This window comes from Actinoplanes lobatus, assembly GCF_014205215.1.
Lineage (GTDB): Bacteria > Actinomycetota > Actinomycetes > Mycobacteriales > Micromonosporaceae > Actinoplanes > Actinoplanes lobatus.
The window spans coordinates 6131228-6147710 of record NZ_JACHNC010000001.1 but is presented as its reverse complement, the minus strand read 5'-3'; the positions used below and the strand labels follow the sequence as shown (position 1 = coordinate 6147710).

The following is a 16483-nucleotide window of genomic DNA, read 5'->3' as shown; positions in this document are numbered from 1 at the left end:
GTCCCTAAGTCAGAGGGCGAACTGCCCGGCCGTCTGCCGGATGGTGACGATCACGAACTCGGCCGGCTCCACCGGCGCGAACCCGGCGACCACATTGACCACGCCGTTGTCGATGTCGGCCGGGGTGGTGGTGGACGCGTCGCACGTGACGAAGAAGGCCTCCCGGGGCGTGCGCCCGGCGAACGCGCCCCGCCGGAACAGGCTGTCCAGATAGGCGCCCACCTCCAGGCGGATCGCCTGCCAGAGCTGCTCGTTGTTGGGTTCGAAGACGACCCAGCGCAGCGCCCGGTGCAGGCTCTCCTCGATGTGCAGGGCGAGCCGGCGGACCGGCACGTACCGCCATTCGGCCGGCTGTTCCCCGGCGTCCAGGGTGCGGGCGCCCCACACCACCGGGCCGCTGCCCGGGAAGGTGCGCAGGCAGTTGACGGCGAGCGGGTTGAGCAGGCCGTTCTCCCGGTCGGTGAGCGGCACGGTGAGGGCGCGCACCCCGATCAGGCGGGCCGTGGTCCCGGCGGGCGCCTTCCAGACACCGCGTTCGGCATCGGTGCGGGCGATGACCCCGGCGACCGCGCCCGACGGCGGGACGGCGCACGGGCGGCCGGACTGCGGGTCGTCGAGCAGCAGGTGCGGGAAGTACAGGGCGGCGTGGTCGCTGCGGACCGCGGCGAGCTGCTCGATACCGCTGCGGGCGGCGTCCACGCTGTTCCAGGTGGCGGGCGCGTCGATCAGCAGCAGGGCCCGCAGCTCGCGGGCGATCCGGTCGGCCACCGACAGCACCGTCGACGCGTCCTCGATCGACTCCCAGCCGGCCAGATCGGGCAGGTTGAGCAGGTTCACGTCGGTGAGGTCGGTCAGCGCGTGCAGGCCGCTCTTGGCGGATTCGGCGCCGATCAGGTCGCCGGGCTGCGGCGGGTCGCCGTCGTCGCCGCCGGACAGGGTGGAGACCGGCGGATTCGCGTACGCCTCCAGGCCCAGCCGCTCGGCGTCGCGCCCCTCGAAGTGGACCACGTCGTTCTCGTCGACCGATCCGGCGACGGTTTGCAGGCGGCGGCCGAAAGCGCGCACCCGGGCGCCGGAGAAGGCGGTGCTGCCCGGGCAGTCGGGCTGGGCGCGCAGCTTGCGTTCCAGCAGGGCGGCCAGCTCGGACAGGCGGCGCGGCGGCGGGCCGTCGTGGTGGCCGTGGAAGAGGCGGAAACGCCGCTCCTCACCACCGATCCGGACAGTGATCTCCAGGTCGTCGCAGGCCGGCAGGTCGCGGTCGAACTCGTGGGAGATCGTGCCGTTGGGGTCCGGCCGATCCTGTCCGACCGCCTCGACCCGGATCAGCCTCGACGCCTCGTTGATCACCTCGGGGGCGTAGCGGTCGGAGTCCGGGTCCATCGACAGGTCGTGGTAGGACTCGCGGGCCGGGCCGTTGGCGACGTGCAGGTTGAACGTCTCGTGCGGGTCGCGGGTGCCGTGGTCGACGCGGACGAGCAGGTCGTTGCCCCAGCAGCCGGGTTCCTTGGCGGACACCTCCAGCACCGGCCGCTCCCGCGGATGGTGATCGTGGTCGTCGGGGCGGCCGCGGTCCTCGGCCACTTCGGCATCGGCGCGCGTCTCGCGTACCCCTCGATCGTCTTTGTCGTGCGGGTGATGATCGTGGCCGTGATCGCGCGCGGTGAGGGTGACCGACGCCGCCTCGGCGCTGCCCTCCTTGATCACCCGGACGATCACGGCGGAGGTGCCGCCGTTGGCGAAGAACTGGCGTGCCGCGTATCCGACCGCGCCGTGCCTGCTCAGCCCGCCGAAGTAGCGCTCGAAGTCGCCGAAACCGCCGATCCGCACCGGCTGGCCGACCGGGCCGCGCCGGGTGTAACCGACGAACGCGGCCGTCGCGGTGGACACCGGTGTGACGCTGCGTGTGCTCGTGGAGATCTCCCCGACGTACACCCCGGGATAGGTCGTCTCCGCCGGCATCCCGTCTCCAATCCCTCGTCATCGACCGATACGCGGTAGATAGTCGGAAAACCGACTTAAAGTGAACTAGCGCCGGTATCCGGTAGAGGGTGAGCCCCGTCGATGTATAGATTGCTGCTGAAAAGCTAACGGGCAGATCGCCCGGCCCGCGGATTCCGCGGGACGAGCATCGTCGGGGTGCACGGGATGCTGATTCGGCTGTTGGGGCCGGTCGAGATCATCAACGACGGGCGGGCACTGGATGCCGGCCCGCCGCAGCAGCGGCTTGTCCTGACCGCGCTCGCCGCCGACGCCGGCCGGCTGATCGGCACCGAGACCCTCATCGACCGGGTGTGGGACCAGGCGCCCAGCGGGGCGCGGCGCACGCTTCAAGTCCATCTCAGCCGCCTGCGACGGCTTCTGGACACCGCACAATCAAACGACCAGGCACCGGTACGGGTGGTGCGCCGCTCCGGCGGCTACCAGTTGGACGTCGAACCGGACCAGGTGGACGCGCACCGGTTCCGCCGCCTCGTGGAGCAGGCCCACGAACGTCACCGCACCGACCTGGAACGGATGAAACTGCTCGCCGAGGCGATGGACCTGTGGCGCGGTCCACCGCTGTCCGACCTGCCCGGACAGTGGGCGGCCACCGTCCGGCAGGCGTGGCAGCAGCAGTACCTCGACGCCGTCCAGGAATGGGCGGCCACGTCTGTGCAGGCCGGTGAGACCGGCCCGGTGCTGGCCCTGCTGGCCGGGCTGGCCGCCGAGCGCGTCACCGACGAACCTCTCGCCGGCGCCTACATCCGGGCCCTGTACGCGGCCGGGCGGACCTCCGACGCGCTCGACCAGTACGCCGTCATCCGCCGGCATCTCGCCGAGCGCCTCGGCGCCGACCCCGGTCCCGAACTGCAACAGCTCTACCGGCAGATCCTCGCCGCCGACCCGGCACTCACCCCCGCCGCCACCGAGGCGCACACCCGGTGGACGCCCCACGAACTGCCCGCACCGCCACCCGCCTTCACCGGCCGCGACGGCGAACTGGCCCGCCTCACCTCGCCCAGCGACGGCGCCGACGTGCTGATCACCGTGATCGACGGGATGGCCGGCGCCGGCAAGACCGCGCTCGCCGTCGAGGCCGCGCACCGCATCGCCGACCGCTACCCGGACGGGCAGCTCTACCTCGACCTGCACGGATACAGCGAAGACGCCGATCCGGTCGAGTCGACCGAGGCGCTCGGGAACCTGCTGCACGGCATCGGCGTACCGTCGGCACAGATCCCGGACGGCCTCGACGGGCGGGCCGCCCTCTACCGCACCCGGCTCGCCGGCCGCCGGATGCTGATCCTGCTGGACAACGCCGCCGGCGAGAACCAGGTGGCCCCGCTGCTTCCCGGCGCGCCCGGCTGCCTCGTGCTGGTGACCAGCCGACGGCAGCTGGCCGGCCTGGACAACACCCGGCGGCTGGCGCTGGAGACCCTCACCACGGCCGACGCGATCGCACTGTTCGCCCGCCGCGCCGGTGGCCATCCGCCCGAACTGGTGACCGAACTGGCCGACCTGTGTGGCCGGTTGCCGTTGGCCATCCGGATCGCGGCGGCCCGCCTACGGGCACATCCCACGTGGACGCTGGCGCACCTGGTCGAACGGCTGCGCGACCCCCGCTACCGGCTCGCCGAACTGGAGGCCGGGCAGCGCAGTGTGGCCGCCGCCTTCGACCTGTCCTACCAGCGGCTCAGCCTCCCCGCGCGGCACGCCTACCGGGCGCTGGCCGGCCACCCCGGCCCCGAACTGGACGAACACGCCGCCGCCGAACTGCTCGGCGCGACCCCGGTGGCCGCCACCCAGGTGCTGCACCAGCTGATGGACGCCAACCTGCTGCTCGAACCGGCGGCCGGGCGCTACCGCTTCCACGACCTGGCCCGCGCGCACGCCGCCTCCGTCACGGCGTGATCTGCCCTCCGTTGCAGCGGGCCAGCAGGGAGAACGAGTTCGGCAGGCGGCGGCCACGACACCGTGGAGGCCGGCTTCGGCTCAGAACTCGTCGACGCGGGTCGCCTGCTTCAGGCAGTCGCTGTCGATCGCCAGTTTGATCAGCTCGCGGGCGGTGGCCTGATCGGTCGCCTCGGCGTCGAGGGTGCCCAGCGAGCGGGTCACCGCGACGATCTCGTCCGCGGAATCACCGGCGGCGAGCGCCGCGCAGGCGGTGTCCGAGATCGCCTGGATGTCCTGGTCGGTGCGGTCCTTGGCGATCTCCGGCAGCTCCTGCTTGACCACGAGGACGAACCGGCTCGGGCCGCTGGCCGTCACGACCGGATTGGGGCTCGGCTTCGTGGTCGCCTTAACGGTGGTCCGGGTCGGCCCGGTCGTCTTCGATGACTTCGGCGTCCCGCTGCCGCCCGTGCATCCGGCCAGCACACACACCGCCAGGATCGCCGCCACTGCCGTCAATTGCTTACGCATCGTTCCGCCCTCGTTGCACCGAAATCCCTCCGAGAGTAGATGATCAACACTCGCCGTCCGAAGCGGTATTCACCGCTACCCACGATGTCGACCAGGCGATTCATTGCCAGTTGTCGGCTTCCCTACAGGGCCGTTCAGAAGATGACCCGGCAGTAGAGGTGCTCGCCTCCGGGGAGCGCGCGGGCGGCGAGATCGGCGAGCGCCGTGAGAAACGGTGCGAGGCCGCTCGTGTCCGCGTCCGTGAACTCCTCGGCCTCGCCCCACCGCCGGGCCGCCTCCTGGATCGCCGGGGCGTCCAGCCCGGCCAGAGCGTCGCGGAGCGTGTCGGTGAGGGAGACGACCACGGCGTCGGCGACGTCCTCGGGGCCGGCCGGACCGATCAGTGCGGCCCATCGGAGGTCGTCCTTGACGACGCGCTGCATTCGGCCGGTCAGAATCTCCTCGAGCTGGGCCATCGACAGAGCGGGCTCGACATTCTTGCGCTGCACCACGAGTGTCCCGGAGGCGGCGGTACGCACCCGGGGCATCGCTCCCAGCACGGGATTCTGCTGGTACAGGGCTTTGCCCGCCGCCACGTCCTCCGGCGTGAGGTCGAGCAGCCCCAGCCGATCTTCGGTGTACTCCGCGGCGGTGGCCGCCACCTCGTCCGTGGGCGCCACGAAGTAGTCGGTCAGATTCGACATCCGATGATCATGTCACCGGGGAGCTCCGGAGCACACAGGTCAGCATCGGAAGGGTGAACTCGCCGTCCGCGGTCTCCGGGCGGGTCGCCAGGTAGGCGCGGATCCGCCCGAGCCGGGCCTCCCGCTCCCCCGGCGGCATGACGAGCATGCCGGCCCGGGTGGCCAGCGTCGCGACCAGCGAGTCGGCGGTGCGGCGCTGCCCGTGCGGGAACGTCGCCTGCTCGGGCGTGCCGAAGCCGGGCAGCCGCAGACGGGCGGCCTCGGCACGCCAGTTGTCCGGTGTGTCCCGTGGCCCGATGGCGGCGCTGCCGCTGACTTCTGCCAGACCGGCAACCCAGTCGATCCGGTCGTCGACGACGTTCCACAGTCCGGCGAGGACACCGCCCGGCGCGAGGACGCGGGTGATCTCCGGCCCGGCGGTGTCCATGTCGAACCAGTGCAGGGCGTTTCCGGCCAGCACCGCGTCGGCGGATCCGTCCGGCAGCGGGATCGCCTCGGCGCTGCCCGGCAGCGCCCGGAGCTCCGGCAACGCATGGCGCGACTCGGCCAGCATCGCGGGATCGGGTTCGACCGCGGTGACCTCGGCGCCCATCGCGGCCAGGACGGCGGCGAGCTTGCCGGTCCCGGCACCGAGGTCGAGCACCCGCCGGCCGGGCGCGGACGCGAGGGCCCACTCGACGGCGGCGCGCGCGTAGTCGGGGCGGTGTACGGCGTACGCGGTCGCCGCCGCGCCGAAGGACCGGGACAGCTCCATTTCAGGACCGTATCGCCCCGACCGGAGGACCTGTACCCCACCGAGGTGATCATCGGCCCGGTCCCGGCAGGCCGCTGATGCCACCGATCGGCCGGCACCACGTCCGTTCCTCCGCCGGCGCGGCCTGAGCGGCGCTCGGATACGGTCTCCGGCTACAGACATACGAGCACGGGGGTGTGCCGGTGACGGACGATGCGACGGTCATGGCGTGGGAGGACGGCGAGCGGGAGCGGTGGCTGTCGCGGACCGCGGCGCTGGGCCACGGGCCGGAGCAACCCGGCTGGGCCGACGCGGTGGACGCTGCCAAGGACCTCACCGATCTGAAGTCCCGGCAGGTGTCGTGGCTGCTCGCCGAGGGCCCGGAGGCGACCGCGCGGAAGCTGCTCGGCAAGACCGACGAGATGCGGTACCGGGTGCCGCACCGGATCGACCTGAGCCGGGTCGCGGTGGCCAGATTGGGGGTGGACGCGCTGCCGCTCGCCGTGGCGGGCACCGCCTACTCCGCCGACCAGCTGGGCGTGCTGCTGCTGCCGTTCCGCGGTCCGGAGCCGGCCCGTCTCGTCGCCGGATGGCTGCGCCAGCTCGGCTCGGCCCGGGCGTGGGCGCGGCTGTGGCTGGAGCGGCACGCCGAGAACGCGGCGCGGGCGCTGGTTCCGGCCACGATCGGGCGGGCCGGCGCGGGCCGGCGCAACGCCGAGGACGCGGTGCGCCATCTCGCGTCGATCGGTCACGGCCCGATGCTGATCAAAACCGCCGAGGGGTACGGGACGGGCGTGCACGCCGCGGTCATCGCCCTGGTGGGAGCGGACGACGGTGTGCTCACACCCGTACCCCCGCTGTTTTCGACGCCGGCGCGAGCCGCGCGGAGGGTGAAGGTTCCGTCGTGGCTGGATCTCGGCGAATTGCCGAAGATCGTGCTGGCCGGTGGCGGGATCATGTCGGCCGAGGACACCGGGCGCCTGATCCTGGCGCTGACCTCGTCGCGGCTGGCGGATCCGCCGGAGCCGGCGCCCGGTGATCCGGAGGGGCCGCTCGGCCGGCCGGTGGCGGTCGAGTCGTGGGAGGCCGCGCAGCCGATGGTGGCGCCGCCCACCCCGGAGGCGGCGAAGTTGATCGCCGAATGCGACAGGCAGAGTGTGGCCGAATTCGGGCGGGCGATGCTGGACGCCTGGATCTCCGGTGGCCTTCCGCCGTCCGAGGCGTGGGTGGTGGTGGCGCAGGCGCACCTCGGCGACGACGCCACGGTGGAGCATCTGGCGCCCAAGGTGCGCGCCTGGCCGCAGGACAGCCGTCACCAGCGGGCCATCGAGGGGTACGCGGTGCTGTGCGCGATCGGTTCGGACACCGCGATGCGGCATCTGCTGGCGATCGAACAGCGCATGACACCCGGATCCCGCAACCAGCGACTCCGCGTCTACCTCGCCCAGGCCGCCGCGGGCCGCGGCCTGACCGTTGCGCAGGTCGCCGACCGCCTGGCGCCGACGCTCGGCCTGGACGCCGGGATCACGCTGGACTACGGGCCGCGCTCGTTCCCGGTGGTCACCGACGAGCACCTGACCGCCTTCGTGCAGGGGCCGACCGGGAAACTGCTGGCCCGGCTGCCCAAGCCCGGCGTGAGGGACACCAGGCCCGAGGCGTACCCGTGGTTCCTCCAGTTCAAGAAGGATCTGCGGGCGGCCGCGGCGGTACAGCTCGTCCGCCTGGAACGCGACATGTTCGCCCGCTACGAGCGGCCGGCCCGCGATCTGCCCGGCTTCCTGCTGCCGCACCCGATCCTCGGGCCGATCGCGCGCCGGCTGCTGTGGGGCGAGTACGACGCCGGCGATCGCCTGATCCGGGCCGTGCGGGTCGCCGAGGACGGCAGTCTCGCCGACCTGGACGACGACACGGTGACCGTCGACGGCGACGCCCGGCTGCGCATCGTGCACCCGGCGGAACTCGGTGACGATCTGACGGCGTGGGCACGGGTTTTCGCCGACTACGAGATCATGCAGCCGTTCCCGCAGGTGAACCGGCCCGCGGTGGTGCTCACCGAGGCCGAGCGGGCGGCGACCAGCCTGCCCGGCTTCGGGCCGGTCCGCAACAACCGGTTCGAGGAACCGGTCAACGGCCGCTGGCACGGTGAGGGGCACGGCACCTCGCACTCGCCGTACACCCGGCTGTGGACCGAACTGCCCGGCGGGCTGACCCTGCTGGCCGAGCTGGACAAGCCGGTGTCGACGTCGTCGTACGATCCGGGTAGCGAGCACCGGATCACCGAGATCTGGGTCGACGAAGCGCAATCGGATCACTTCGGGGCCGCACGGCGGATCCCGTTCGGCGACGGTGATCCGGTCGCCCTGTCCGAGGCCCTGGTGGAGTTGTATTCCCTGAGAGGTTGACCTGCCATGCCGACCGCGTCCGAGCAGGCCCTCGCCCTGGCCGGAACGATCGCGGCCCGGATCGGCGCCTACCGCCGGTCCGGGGACGCCGCGGCCGTGCTGACCCCGGAGGCGGTCGATGAGGTCCGGCGGCTGTGGCTGGCCGGCGTCTACGCCGCCCTGTGGGAGGGCGGCGGTGGGCCCGCCGAGTGGGAGTTGCTGGCCCTGTCCGGATGGCTGCACTGGTGCCGCCATCTGGCCGACCCGTCGCTGGCCGACGACCACGCGGCCGCTCTCGACCACTTCTCCGAGCTGCTGCTGCACCGGCAGGGCGACGAGATCGTGCCGGAGCGGGCACGCCGCGACATCGACGAGATTCCCCGCAACCTGTGGGAGGGCGCCGCGGCCCGGGTCGACCACATCGGCGAGACGCCCGAACTGGAACGGATCGACTTCGAGCTTCCGCTGCTGCGGGACCGGCTGGCGCAGACCCCGGACTTCGCCACTCATGACCTGCTCGCCGGCCGGCTGCGGGAGCGGTTCGAGCTCAGTGGCGACATCCGGTTCCTCAACGAGGCGATCGACCTGAAACGCGACGTGCTGGAACGGCTGCCCCGGCGCCGCCGCCGGCCGGCCCGCGGCATCGTCCTGTCCGGGCTGGGCACCCTGCTGACGATCCGGTTCGGCCACCTCGGCGAACTGGACGACGTGGAGGAGGCGATCGAGGTCCTCCGGCGGTCGCTCACCGCGCTGCGGCGCCGCGACCCGGCACGGCCCACGACCTTGTCGGCGCTCGGAGTGGCGTTGCGGGGCCGGTTCGACCGTCGGCGGAACCCCGCGGATCTCGACGCGGCGGTCGACGCCTGCCGGGCCGCGACCTCGCTCCCCGGCGGTGGGGGCACGACCCTGCTGGGCCGGGCCGAGATGCTCAGCAACCTCAGCGTGGTCCTCCAGATCCGCTTCGAGGCGCACCGGCGGCTGCCGGACCTCACCGAGGCGATCGAGGTGCTGCGGGAGGCGATCACGCTGCTGCCGCCGGACGATCGGGAACTTCCCGGGTACGTCTCCAACCTCGGCCTCGCGCTGCGTCACCGGTTCGACGCCACCGGCGCGGCCGAGGACCTCGACGAGGCGGTGCGCCTGTTCGAGAAGGCCGTCGACGGCACCCCGGACGGGCACCCCGACCGGGTCATGTACCTGTCGAATCTCAGCCACACCCTGCAATCGCGCCACGCGCTGTCGAACCGGCCGGTGGACGGCCGGCGGGCCCGCGACACGGCGTACGAGGGTGTCGCGGTGCGATCGGCACCGGTCGCCGAACGGGTGAAGGCGGCCCAGCACTGGGGCCGCAGCGCCGCGGCGACAGCCGACTGGGCGGACGCCGCCGACGGATTCGCGGCCGCCGTCGACCTGCTGCCGCTGCTGGCCTGGCGTGGCCTGAACCGGGCCAGCCGCGAACTGCTGCTGCTCGACTGGCGCCACCTGACCGACAACGCGGCGGCCTGCGCCTGCGCGGCCGGCGACCCGGCACGTGCGCTGTGCCTGCTGGAGGTGGGCCGGGCAGTCCTGTGGACGCAGCAGCTCGACACCCGTACCGACCTCACCGCGGTGCGGGCCGCGGCTCCCGCCCTGGCCGACCGGCTCCTGACCGTCGCGAACGGCATGGAGGCCCCGGCCTGACCATCTCGGCCAACAACGCCTCGTCCGCCCGCATGGCGACCTCGCGGTCGCCGGTGGTGAAGCGCGCCCGCCGCCGTGCGGCCACAAACCGGTCCAGCCGGTCGAGGACCGGCCCGGCATGCGGTCCCATCGCGGTGAACACCTTGAGCGCCGTGAACGCGTGCCGGTGGTCGGACAGGTACTCCGGCAGCACCTCCAGCAGTTCTTCGGCCGCCGCCGGGCCCTCGTGGAGCCACAGTGCAGCAGCCGTTCCCACCTGGGTGGATCCGGATGTCTCGAACAGGCTTCGCAGCTGCCGGTGCTGGCGGGGCGTGAGCCCACCGTTCCCGGCGAGCCCGTTCAGCAAATCCATCGCGAGGCCGCCGTGGCGAAGTCTCTCCGGGCAGTTGGCGAGATACCGGTCGGCCGATGCCCGGTCCAAAGTGATCTCGACGAGGGCGTGTCTGGCGGCCTGCGTCGGATACTCGCGCAGGTACGGAATCGCCGCGGTGGCCGCCGGGCCGATCCGGCCCAGGACACACATGGCCCAGTCCGGGGTGTCGTTCACCGCCTGTTGGAGCCGGACGATCAGTTCCGGGACCGCGGCGGCCGCCCGTGGGCCGAACGCGGCCAGCACCCGCATCGCTCGCTCCGGTTCTGAGTGGTGCGGATGACTGGCGAGAATCCGCCGGGCGGCGATCACCGGCGCCTCCGGATCGGTGCCCGCCCTGGCGAGCGCCCGGAATGCCTCGGTCAGACGGGGCTGATCACTGTCGGCGAGCAGCAGCCGTACCAGATGGGGCATCGCACGGTGATCGCCGGCGCAGCCCAGTGCGATGGCGGCCGTCGCGCCCAGTCGCGGGTCGTCCGCCATCGCCGCGAGTTCGTCCGCGGCCAGGCGGGACGCGGTCAACGAGGCGGCCAGCGTGTGCAGTGCCGCCGTCCGTACGCCATCGTCATGCAGGAGCCGGATCAGCATCGGCGTCACCCGGGCGGGCGCGGCGCGCCACTCACCCATCGCCACGGCCGCCATCCGGACGCCTTCGAGTCTGACGCTCTCGCTCTCGGCCCGGTCCGTCAGCCGTTCCGCGAGGTGATAAAGGTCCTTCTCCCGGTCGGCACCGGCCAGCGCCCACGCCCACCGCTGCCCGGCGGAACCCCGCATCTCCAGGGCGTCGATCGAGGCCTCGAGGTCGGCCCGGATCGCGGCGTCCCGTACCGGCGACTCGTCGCGGCCCAGCAGGGCGATGTTGGCCAGAAACCGGATGGCCGCTACCGGGTCCGTCCGTAGACGCTCCAGGATTGCTCGATGTCGCCGGATCCGCTGCCAGGGCATCATCTCCATCAGGGCGGTCCGGACGATCGGATCGGCTGAGTCGTTGAAGGCCGCCATGACACGGCCCGGTTCGGCGGTGTTCACCAGAAGCCTCGCCGCGGCGGACCGGACCGAGGGATCCACGTCGCCGAAGGCCCGTTCGGCGGCGTCGGCCACCAGGGGCCAGCCGGACGGCGGTAAGCAGAGCTGATCCAGCAGTTCCAGGGCGACACGACGTATTCGTGCCCCGCCCTCGGCCGCGAATCTCAGCAGGCGGTGGGTCGTCGGCCCGTCACGGTCGGCCCGGACGAAGTAGGCGACGTGTTCCCGCGCGTCGTCACCGGGAGTCAGGACGTCGCCGGTTCGGAGGCCCGCCTCCAGCCATCTCCAGCCGTCCGCCGGAGCCGGGATGCTCACTCGACGGGGCGCGCGGCGCCCTTTCCGTTGGTCATGGAACCGATCTTCGCACACCGGGCCACCGGTGCGATGATGCCGGGCGTGACGGACTCAGTGGACTATCGCGGTGTGGAGAAGGCCTACAACACGGTCGCGGACGCGTACGCCGACTATTTTCCGGACACCAGCGCCGAGCATGCGCTGGACCTGGCGATGGTTGACGCCTTCGCCGCCGCGGTGATCGCCGGCGGCGACCCGCGGATTCTCGACGCCGGCTGCGGCTCGGGCCGGCTGAGCCGATATCTGAGCGGCCGCGGCGTTCTGGCCGAGGGCGTCGACCTCTCACCCGGCATGATCGCCCGGGCCCGCAAGGAGAGTCCCGAGCTGACCTTCTCGGTGGCGTCGCTGACCGAGCTGCCGTTCCCGGACGACGCGTTTCCCGGTGTCATGCTCTGGTACTCGATCATTCACACGCCGCCGGCCGGCCAGGACCGGATCTTCGCCGAGGCCGCGCGGGTGCTGCGGCCGGGCGGGCATCTGCTCGTCGGCTTCCAGCACGGCCGGGGCAGCCGCGACGTCGGCGAGATCTACCGCGGCATGGGCTACGACGTCGATTTGGAGCGCTACAACTACACAGCCGACGAGGTGGCGGCCCGCGCGGAGGCGTTCGGCCTGCGCGAGGTGGCCCGCATGGTGCGGCAGGCGCGCCCCGAGGAACGCGACGGCCAGTCCTCGGTCCTGTTCCAGGCACCCGCCTGAGCAGCCGCGCCCCGAGGAACGCGACGGCCAGTCCTCGGTCCTGTTTCGGGTGCTCGTTTGATCCGCCGGGCGGCGAGGCTGCCGCTGCCTCACCGCCCGGCCGGCCGGCCGATCTCAGATCCGGCCGGCTCCCGCGCCCGCCTGGACCAGCGACGGCACCGCCGAGGCCGGATCCAGGGTGTACGAGTAGTAGGTGCTCGGCTCCACCACCGTCCCACCGGCCTGGCATGTGCCGGAGCCGGTGAACACGTTGGCCCGCTGAACCAGGCGGCCCGGACCGCTGTCGGCGTAACCGCCGGTGGAGTAGCACGGGTACGGCACCGCGTTGAAGTAGTTGCCCTCCACGATCACGCCGGCGTTCATCGTGGACGCGACCCCGTACAGCTCGTTGCCGTTGAAGTAGTTGTTGTAGACGTGCACCGGCTCGCCGAAGCGCACCCGCGGATGCCGCTGCCGCGACCCGTCGAACCAGTTGTGATGGATGGTCACCTTGAGATGGCCGACGTCGGTGCCGGACGCCCCGTCGGAGTGGCCGATCAGCATGCTCTTGTCGGTGCCGGCGAAGTGGTTCCACGACACGGTGACGTACTCGGCGCCGCGCACGATGTCGATCGACCCGTCGACGGGACGGATGAACGTGTTGTGGTCGATCCACACGTGATGTGACTGTTGACCAACATTGATCGCGTCATCCTCGGCGTCAACGAATGTCATGTTGCGAATGATGACGTTGTACGACCGGTACATGTCGAACCCGCCGCCGGTGATCGTCGCGTTCGCGCCGAGGCCGACGATCGTCTTGTTCGGGCGTACCCCCTGTTTGCTGGTGATGGCGATCGTGCCGGACACCTGGATGATCAGCGGGCCCACCGTGTCGATGGCTTCGAGCAGTTCGTCGGTGGTGTCGACGGTGACGGTGGCCCCGCCCACCCCGCCGGTGGTCCCGGTGGCGAAACCGTCCGCGGCGGACGCCGCGAAGACGCCGGGCCAGACCAGGACAAGAGCCAGGAGCGTGTGCATCAGAGCCTCCCGACGCCCGAGCCGGCGGTGACGATGGCCTTCACCTGGTTCGGGTCGTCCAGGGTGTAGCTGTAATAGGTGGCCGGCTCCTGCACGGTGCCGCTGCATTCGGGGGCGCCGGACTCCCCCACGAACACGTTGTTGCGGGCCACGCAGCGACCGGACGGCCCGGCGTACGTGTTGGTGACCGGCTCCTCGACGTCCTCGAAGTAGTTGCCCTCGACCAGGCACCCGGCGGTGTTCTGGCAGGCCACACCGGTGTCGGTGTTGTAGAAGTAGTAGTTGTTGTAGACGTGCACCGGCTCTCCGAAGCGGACCCGCGGGTTGCGCTGCGGCGTCGCGTCGAACCAGTTGTGGTGGTAGGTGACCTTGAGCCGCCCGGTGTCCTGCGCGCCGTTCGCGTCGTCGTGGCCGAGGAGCATGTTCTTGGTGTGGTGGTGGGTGTGGTTCCACGACACCGTCACCAGCGACGACCCGCGTTTGATGTCGATCAGCCCGTCGTAGCCCTGGGCCAGATCGTTGTGGTCGATCCATACGTGATGGGAGTACATCTGTACGTTGATCGAGTCATCACTGGCATTGCGGAACGTCAGGTTCTGGACGATCACGTTGTGCACCGCGTCGGCGGGCGGCGAGGTGACGTCCGAAACCGGGAGGCCGATGTTGAATCCGCCACCGGTGATGCCCGCGGTGGCGCCGATGCCGACGATCGACTTGTCGCTGGTCACGTCGTACATCCCGGCGGGCAGCGTGATCGTGCCGGCGACGCAGATGGTGAGCGGGCCGGGCGTGGCGATCGAGGAGAGCAGTTCGGCGGCGGTGTCGACCTGGACGGTCGGGCCGCCCGCGCCGCCGGTGGTGCCGGCCGCGAAGCCGGTGGCCGCGCCGGTGACGGCGCATCCGCCGGGCGGCGGCGGGGTGGTCGGTGACGGCGAGGTGGGCGACGGGCCGGGGCCCGGCGCGGCGGTGTCGACCGCGACATCATCGAAAACCGCGGCGGCGTACGACGTGACGAGCCCGATCCTGCCCCGCGCGAACGTGGTGTCGGCGGCCCGGACCACGGCGGCCCCGTCGACGTAGCCGGTGAGCGCGCTGCCCCGCACGTCGAGCGCGAGGGTCCGCCACGTCCCGGCACTGCCGCCGACGACCGCGGTGGCGAGGGTGGTGGCCGTGCCGCCGGAGACCCGCTGCAACTGGGCCGCGCCGCCGGCGATCACGAGGGTGTAGTACTGGCTGGTGGACTGGGCGCGGGCGGCCACCCCGGCGGAGGTGCCGGCGCCGATCTGCTTGACCCGTGCCCGCACCGAGTAGTCGGTCCAGGTGGTGGTTCCGGCCAGCGCGCGGGCGTTGGTGCCGGTGCTGGTCTGCTGGTAGGCGGGTGTGCCGTCGGTGACGATCGACCAGGCGCCGCCGTTGCGGCTCCAGCCGTCGGCGTTGCCGTCGTCGAAATCGTCGGTGAACAGGGCGTCGGCCCGGGCGGGGCCGCCGATCACCGCGCTGGCGAGCACGGTGATGGCGGCACCGCCCACGAGCCATCCGATCTTGCGCATGGCTACTCCCGGGGGAACGGGGACGGGTAGCGGAAACAGCGTCGAGGGGATGTGGACGGTCGCATCGGGGAATGCGCCCGTCCGTGGCTGTGAAACCTCCGCGAAACCTTGTGGCCGACCTTAAAATCGCGCATCCGAGGCAGTCAATGCTTTCCGTTTGCAGGAATGTTGCAGTCGCACCCACTGCGAACCATGACGGATTGACCCACCTCGAACCCTGCTGTAGGTTCCCGGCGGGAAAGCGCATTCCCCCACGTCGGCGCGTTCCCGTAAAGGAGATCCCCATGAAATCCCGGAATGTGCTGGCCACGGCCGTCGCGGGCATCGCGGTAACCGCCGGAATCATCACCGGAATCCCGTCGGCATCGGCGGCCACCACTACGCTCTACGTGGCGACGAACGGCAGCGACAGCAACGCCGGCACCCTGTCCGCGCCGCTCGCCACCATTCAGAAAGCGATAAGTCTGGTCCCGGCCGGCGGCACCGTCTCGGTCCGCGGCGGCACCTACGCGCTGACCACCAACATCCAGATCACCAAGAGCGGTACGGCGAGCGCGCCCTACACCCTCACGGCGTACGGCAGCGAACGCGTGATCATCGACGGCGAGGCACTCGGCTACACCCCGGGCGCGGTCGGCTCCACCATCCCCGGCGCGCAGCGTGGCGCCATCCACATGGAGGCGTCGTACTGGAAGCTCGTCCGCCTGGAAATCGCCAACGGCCCGTACGGGATCTACTGCGCCGGCTGCAACAACAACACCTTCGAGCGGCTGGTCACCCGGGACAACTACGAGACCGGCTTCCAGTTGCAGGGGTCCTCGGCGAACAACCTGATCCTGAACCTGGACAGCTACGGCAACCGGGACCCGCGCAAGAACGGCGAGAGCGCCGACGGTCTCGGCATCAAGGAGGGCACCGGCACCGGCAACGTGGTCCGCGGCGCCCGGCTGTGGAACAACGTCGACGACGGCTTCGACGCGTGGCTGTTCACCTCGCCGATCACGATCCAGAACAGCGTGGCGTACGGCAACGGCTACAACCGCTGGAGCATCCCCGACTTCTCCGGCGACGGCAACGGCTTCAAGCTGGGCGGCAGCAGCGGCACCGGCCCGGCGGCCGCGCACAATATCGCCAACACGTTCTCGTTCAGCAACGCGGCACACGGCTTCACCGACAACGGCAACACCGGCGCCATCGTGATCAACCGCAGCACCGCCTGGAAGAACGTGAAGACCGGGTTCGACGTGGACGGCGGCTCCACCTCGAAACTGACCGCCAACCTGGCCGTCGGCAACGCCACCGCGGTCGCCCTCGGCTCGTCCACCGCCTCCGGCAACTCGTGGAACATCGGCGGCACGTGGACCCTGCTCAGCACCGACCAGTCGGTGATCACCGGGGCACGCGCCGCCGACGGCTCCATCCCGTCGTCCAACTTCCTGGTACCGGCCAACGGCTCCGCCGTCGGCGCCAAGATCTAGAGATCTTTCGTGGTCGAGGTCCGCGTTCCGCTTCCCGCTCCTTTCCGGTACGCGCGACCTCGCCCCGTCTCATCAGGACCGTTCCGTCCGGTTCGCGCACGCTCGCTG

Annotated in this window: 12 protein-coding genes; 5 read left to right on the top strand and 7 right to left on the bottom strand. The window is 71.4% G+C overall.

Translation table 11 applies throughout. The features are described 5' to 3' along the window. Window positions 1–9: 9 nt before the first annotated feature. A complete protein-coding gene (locus BJ964_RS28175; protein ID WP_188123495.1) occupies window positions 10–1959 on the bottom strand; it encodes a phage tail sheath family protein in 1950 nt (649 codons plus the stop codon). A 186-nt stretch (window positions 1960–2145) separates the two neighbouring features. Between BJ964_RS28175 and BJ964_RS28170 the strand changes: the two genes are divergently transcribed. After that, entirely contained in the window at window positions 2146–3891 is a 1746-nt protein-coding gene (locus tag BJ964_RS28170; protein WP_188123494.1) for an AfsR/SARP family transcriptional regulator, read from the top strand. A gap of 81 nt (window positions 3892–3972) precedes the next feature. On the opposite strand, the gene BJ964_RS28165 is transcribed toward BJ964_RS28170, so the two are convergent. From BJ964_RS28165 to BJ964_RS28155, 3 genes are all read right to left on the bottom strand, one after another. Further along, entirely contained in the window at window positions 3973–4401 is a 429-nt protein-coding gene (locus BJ964_RS28165) for a hypothetical protein (protein ID WP_188123493.1), read from the bottom strand. Between the two features lie 134 nt (window positions 4402–4535). Beyond that, window positions 4536–5084, bottom strand: coding sequence for a hypothetical protein (locus BJ964_RS28160; RefSeq protein ID WP_188123492.1), 549 nt, complete (start codon window positions 5082–5084; stop codon window positions 4536–4538). 7 nt (window positions 5085–5091) lie between these two features. After that, a complete protein-coding gene (locus tag BJ964_RS28155; RefSeq protein ID WP_188123491.1) occupies window positions 5092–5838 on the bottom strand; it encodes a class I SAM-dependent methyltransferase in 747 nt (248 codons plus the stop codon). Between the two features lie 182 nt (window positions 5839–6020). On the opposite strand from BJ964_RS28155, the gene BJ964_RS49190 reads away from it, so the two are divergent. Beyond that, window positions 6021–8219, top strand: coding sequence for a DUF4132 domain-containing protein (locus BJ964_RS49190; protein ID WP_188123490.1), 2199 nt, complete (start codon window positions 6021–6023; stop codon window positions 8217–8219). Window positions 8220–8225: 6 nt separating this feature from the next. Continuing rightward, on the top strand, window positions 8226–9878 hold the full coding sequence (locus BJ964_RS28145; protein WP_188123489.1) for a tetratricopeptide repeat protein: 1653 nt from the start codon (window positions 8226–8228) through the stop codon (window positions 9876–9878). Here the strand turns inward: BJ964_RS28145 and BJ964_RS28140 are convergent. Continuing rightward, window positions 9799–11589, bottom strand: a complete 1791-nt coding sequence (locus BJ964_RS28140) for a hypothetical protein (RefSeq protein WP_188123488.1) — start codon at window positions 11587–11589, stop codon at window positions 9799–9801. The genes BJ964_RS28145 and BJ964_RS28140 overlap by 80 nt on opposite strands. 81 nt (window positions 11590–11670) lie before the next feature. Here BJ964_RS28140 and BJ964_RS28135 point away from each other — a divergent pair, with 81 nt between their 5' ends. Beyond that, entirely contained in the window at window positions 11671–12327 is a 657-nt protein-coding gene (locus tag BJ964_RS28135) for a class I SAM-dependent methyltransferase (RefSeq protein ID WP_229806767.1), read from the top strand. Window positions 12328–12441: 114 nt separating this feature from the next. Here the strand turns inward: BJ964_RS28135 and BJ964_RS28130 are convergent, their stop codons facing one another. Together BJ964_RS28130 and BJ964_RS28125 are read right to left on the bottom strand one after the other, a co-directional pair. Then, complete coding sequence (locus BJ964_RS28130) at window positions 12442–13347, bottom strand: pectate lyase family protein (protein WP_188123487.1); 906 nt, start codon at window positions 13345–13347, stop codon at window positions 12442–12444. Further along, window positions 13347–14897, bottom strand: a complete 1551-nt coding sequence (locus tag BJ964_RS28125; RefSeq protein WP_188123486.1) for a pectate lyase family protein — start codon at window positions 14895–14897, stop codon at window positions 13347–13349. The genes BJ964_RS28130 and BJ964_RS28125 overlap by 1 nt, the downstream gene beginning before the upstream one ends. A gap of 284 nt (window positions 14898–15181) precedes the next feature. On the opposite strand from BJ964_RS28125, the gene BJ964_RS28120 reads away from it, so the two are divergent. After that, window positions 15182–16375 (top strand): right-handed parallel beta-helix repeat-containing protein, encoded by a 1194-nt coding sequence (locus tag BJ964_RS28120; RefSeq protein WP_188123485.1) that lies wholly within the window; start codon window positions 15182–15184, stop codon window positions 16373–16375. The last annotated feature ends 108 nt before the right edge of the window (window positions 16376–16483 follow it).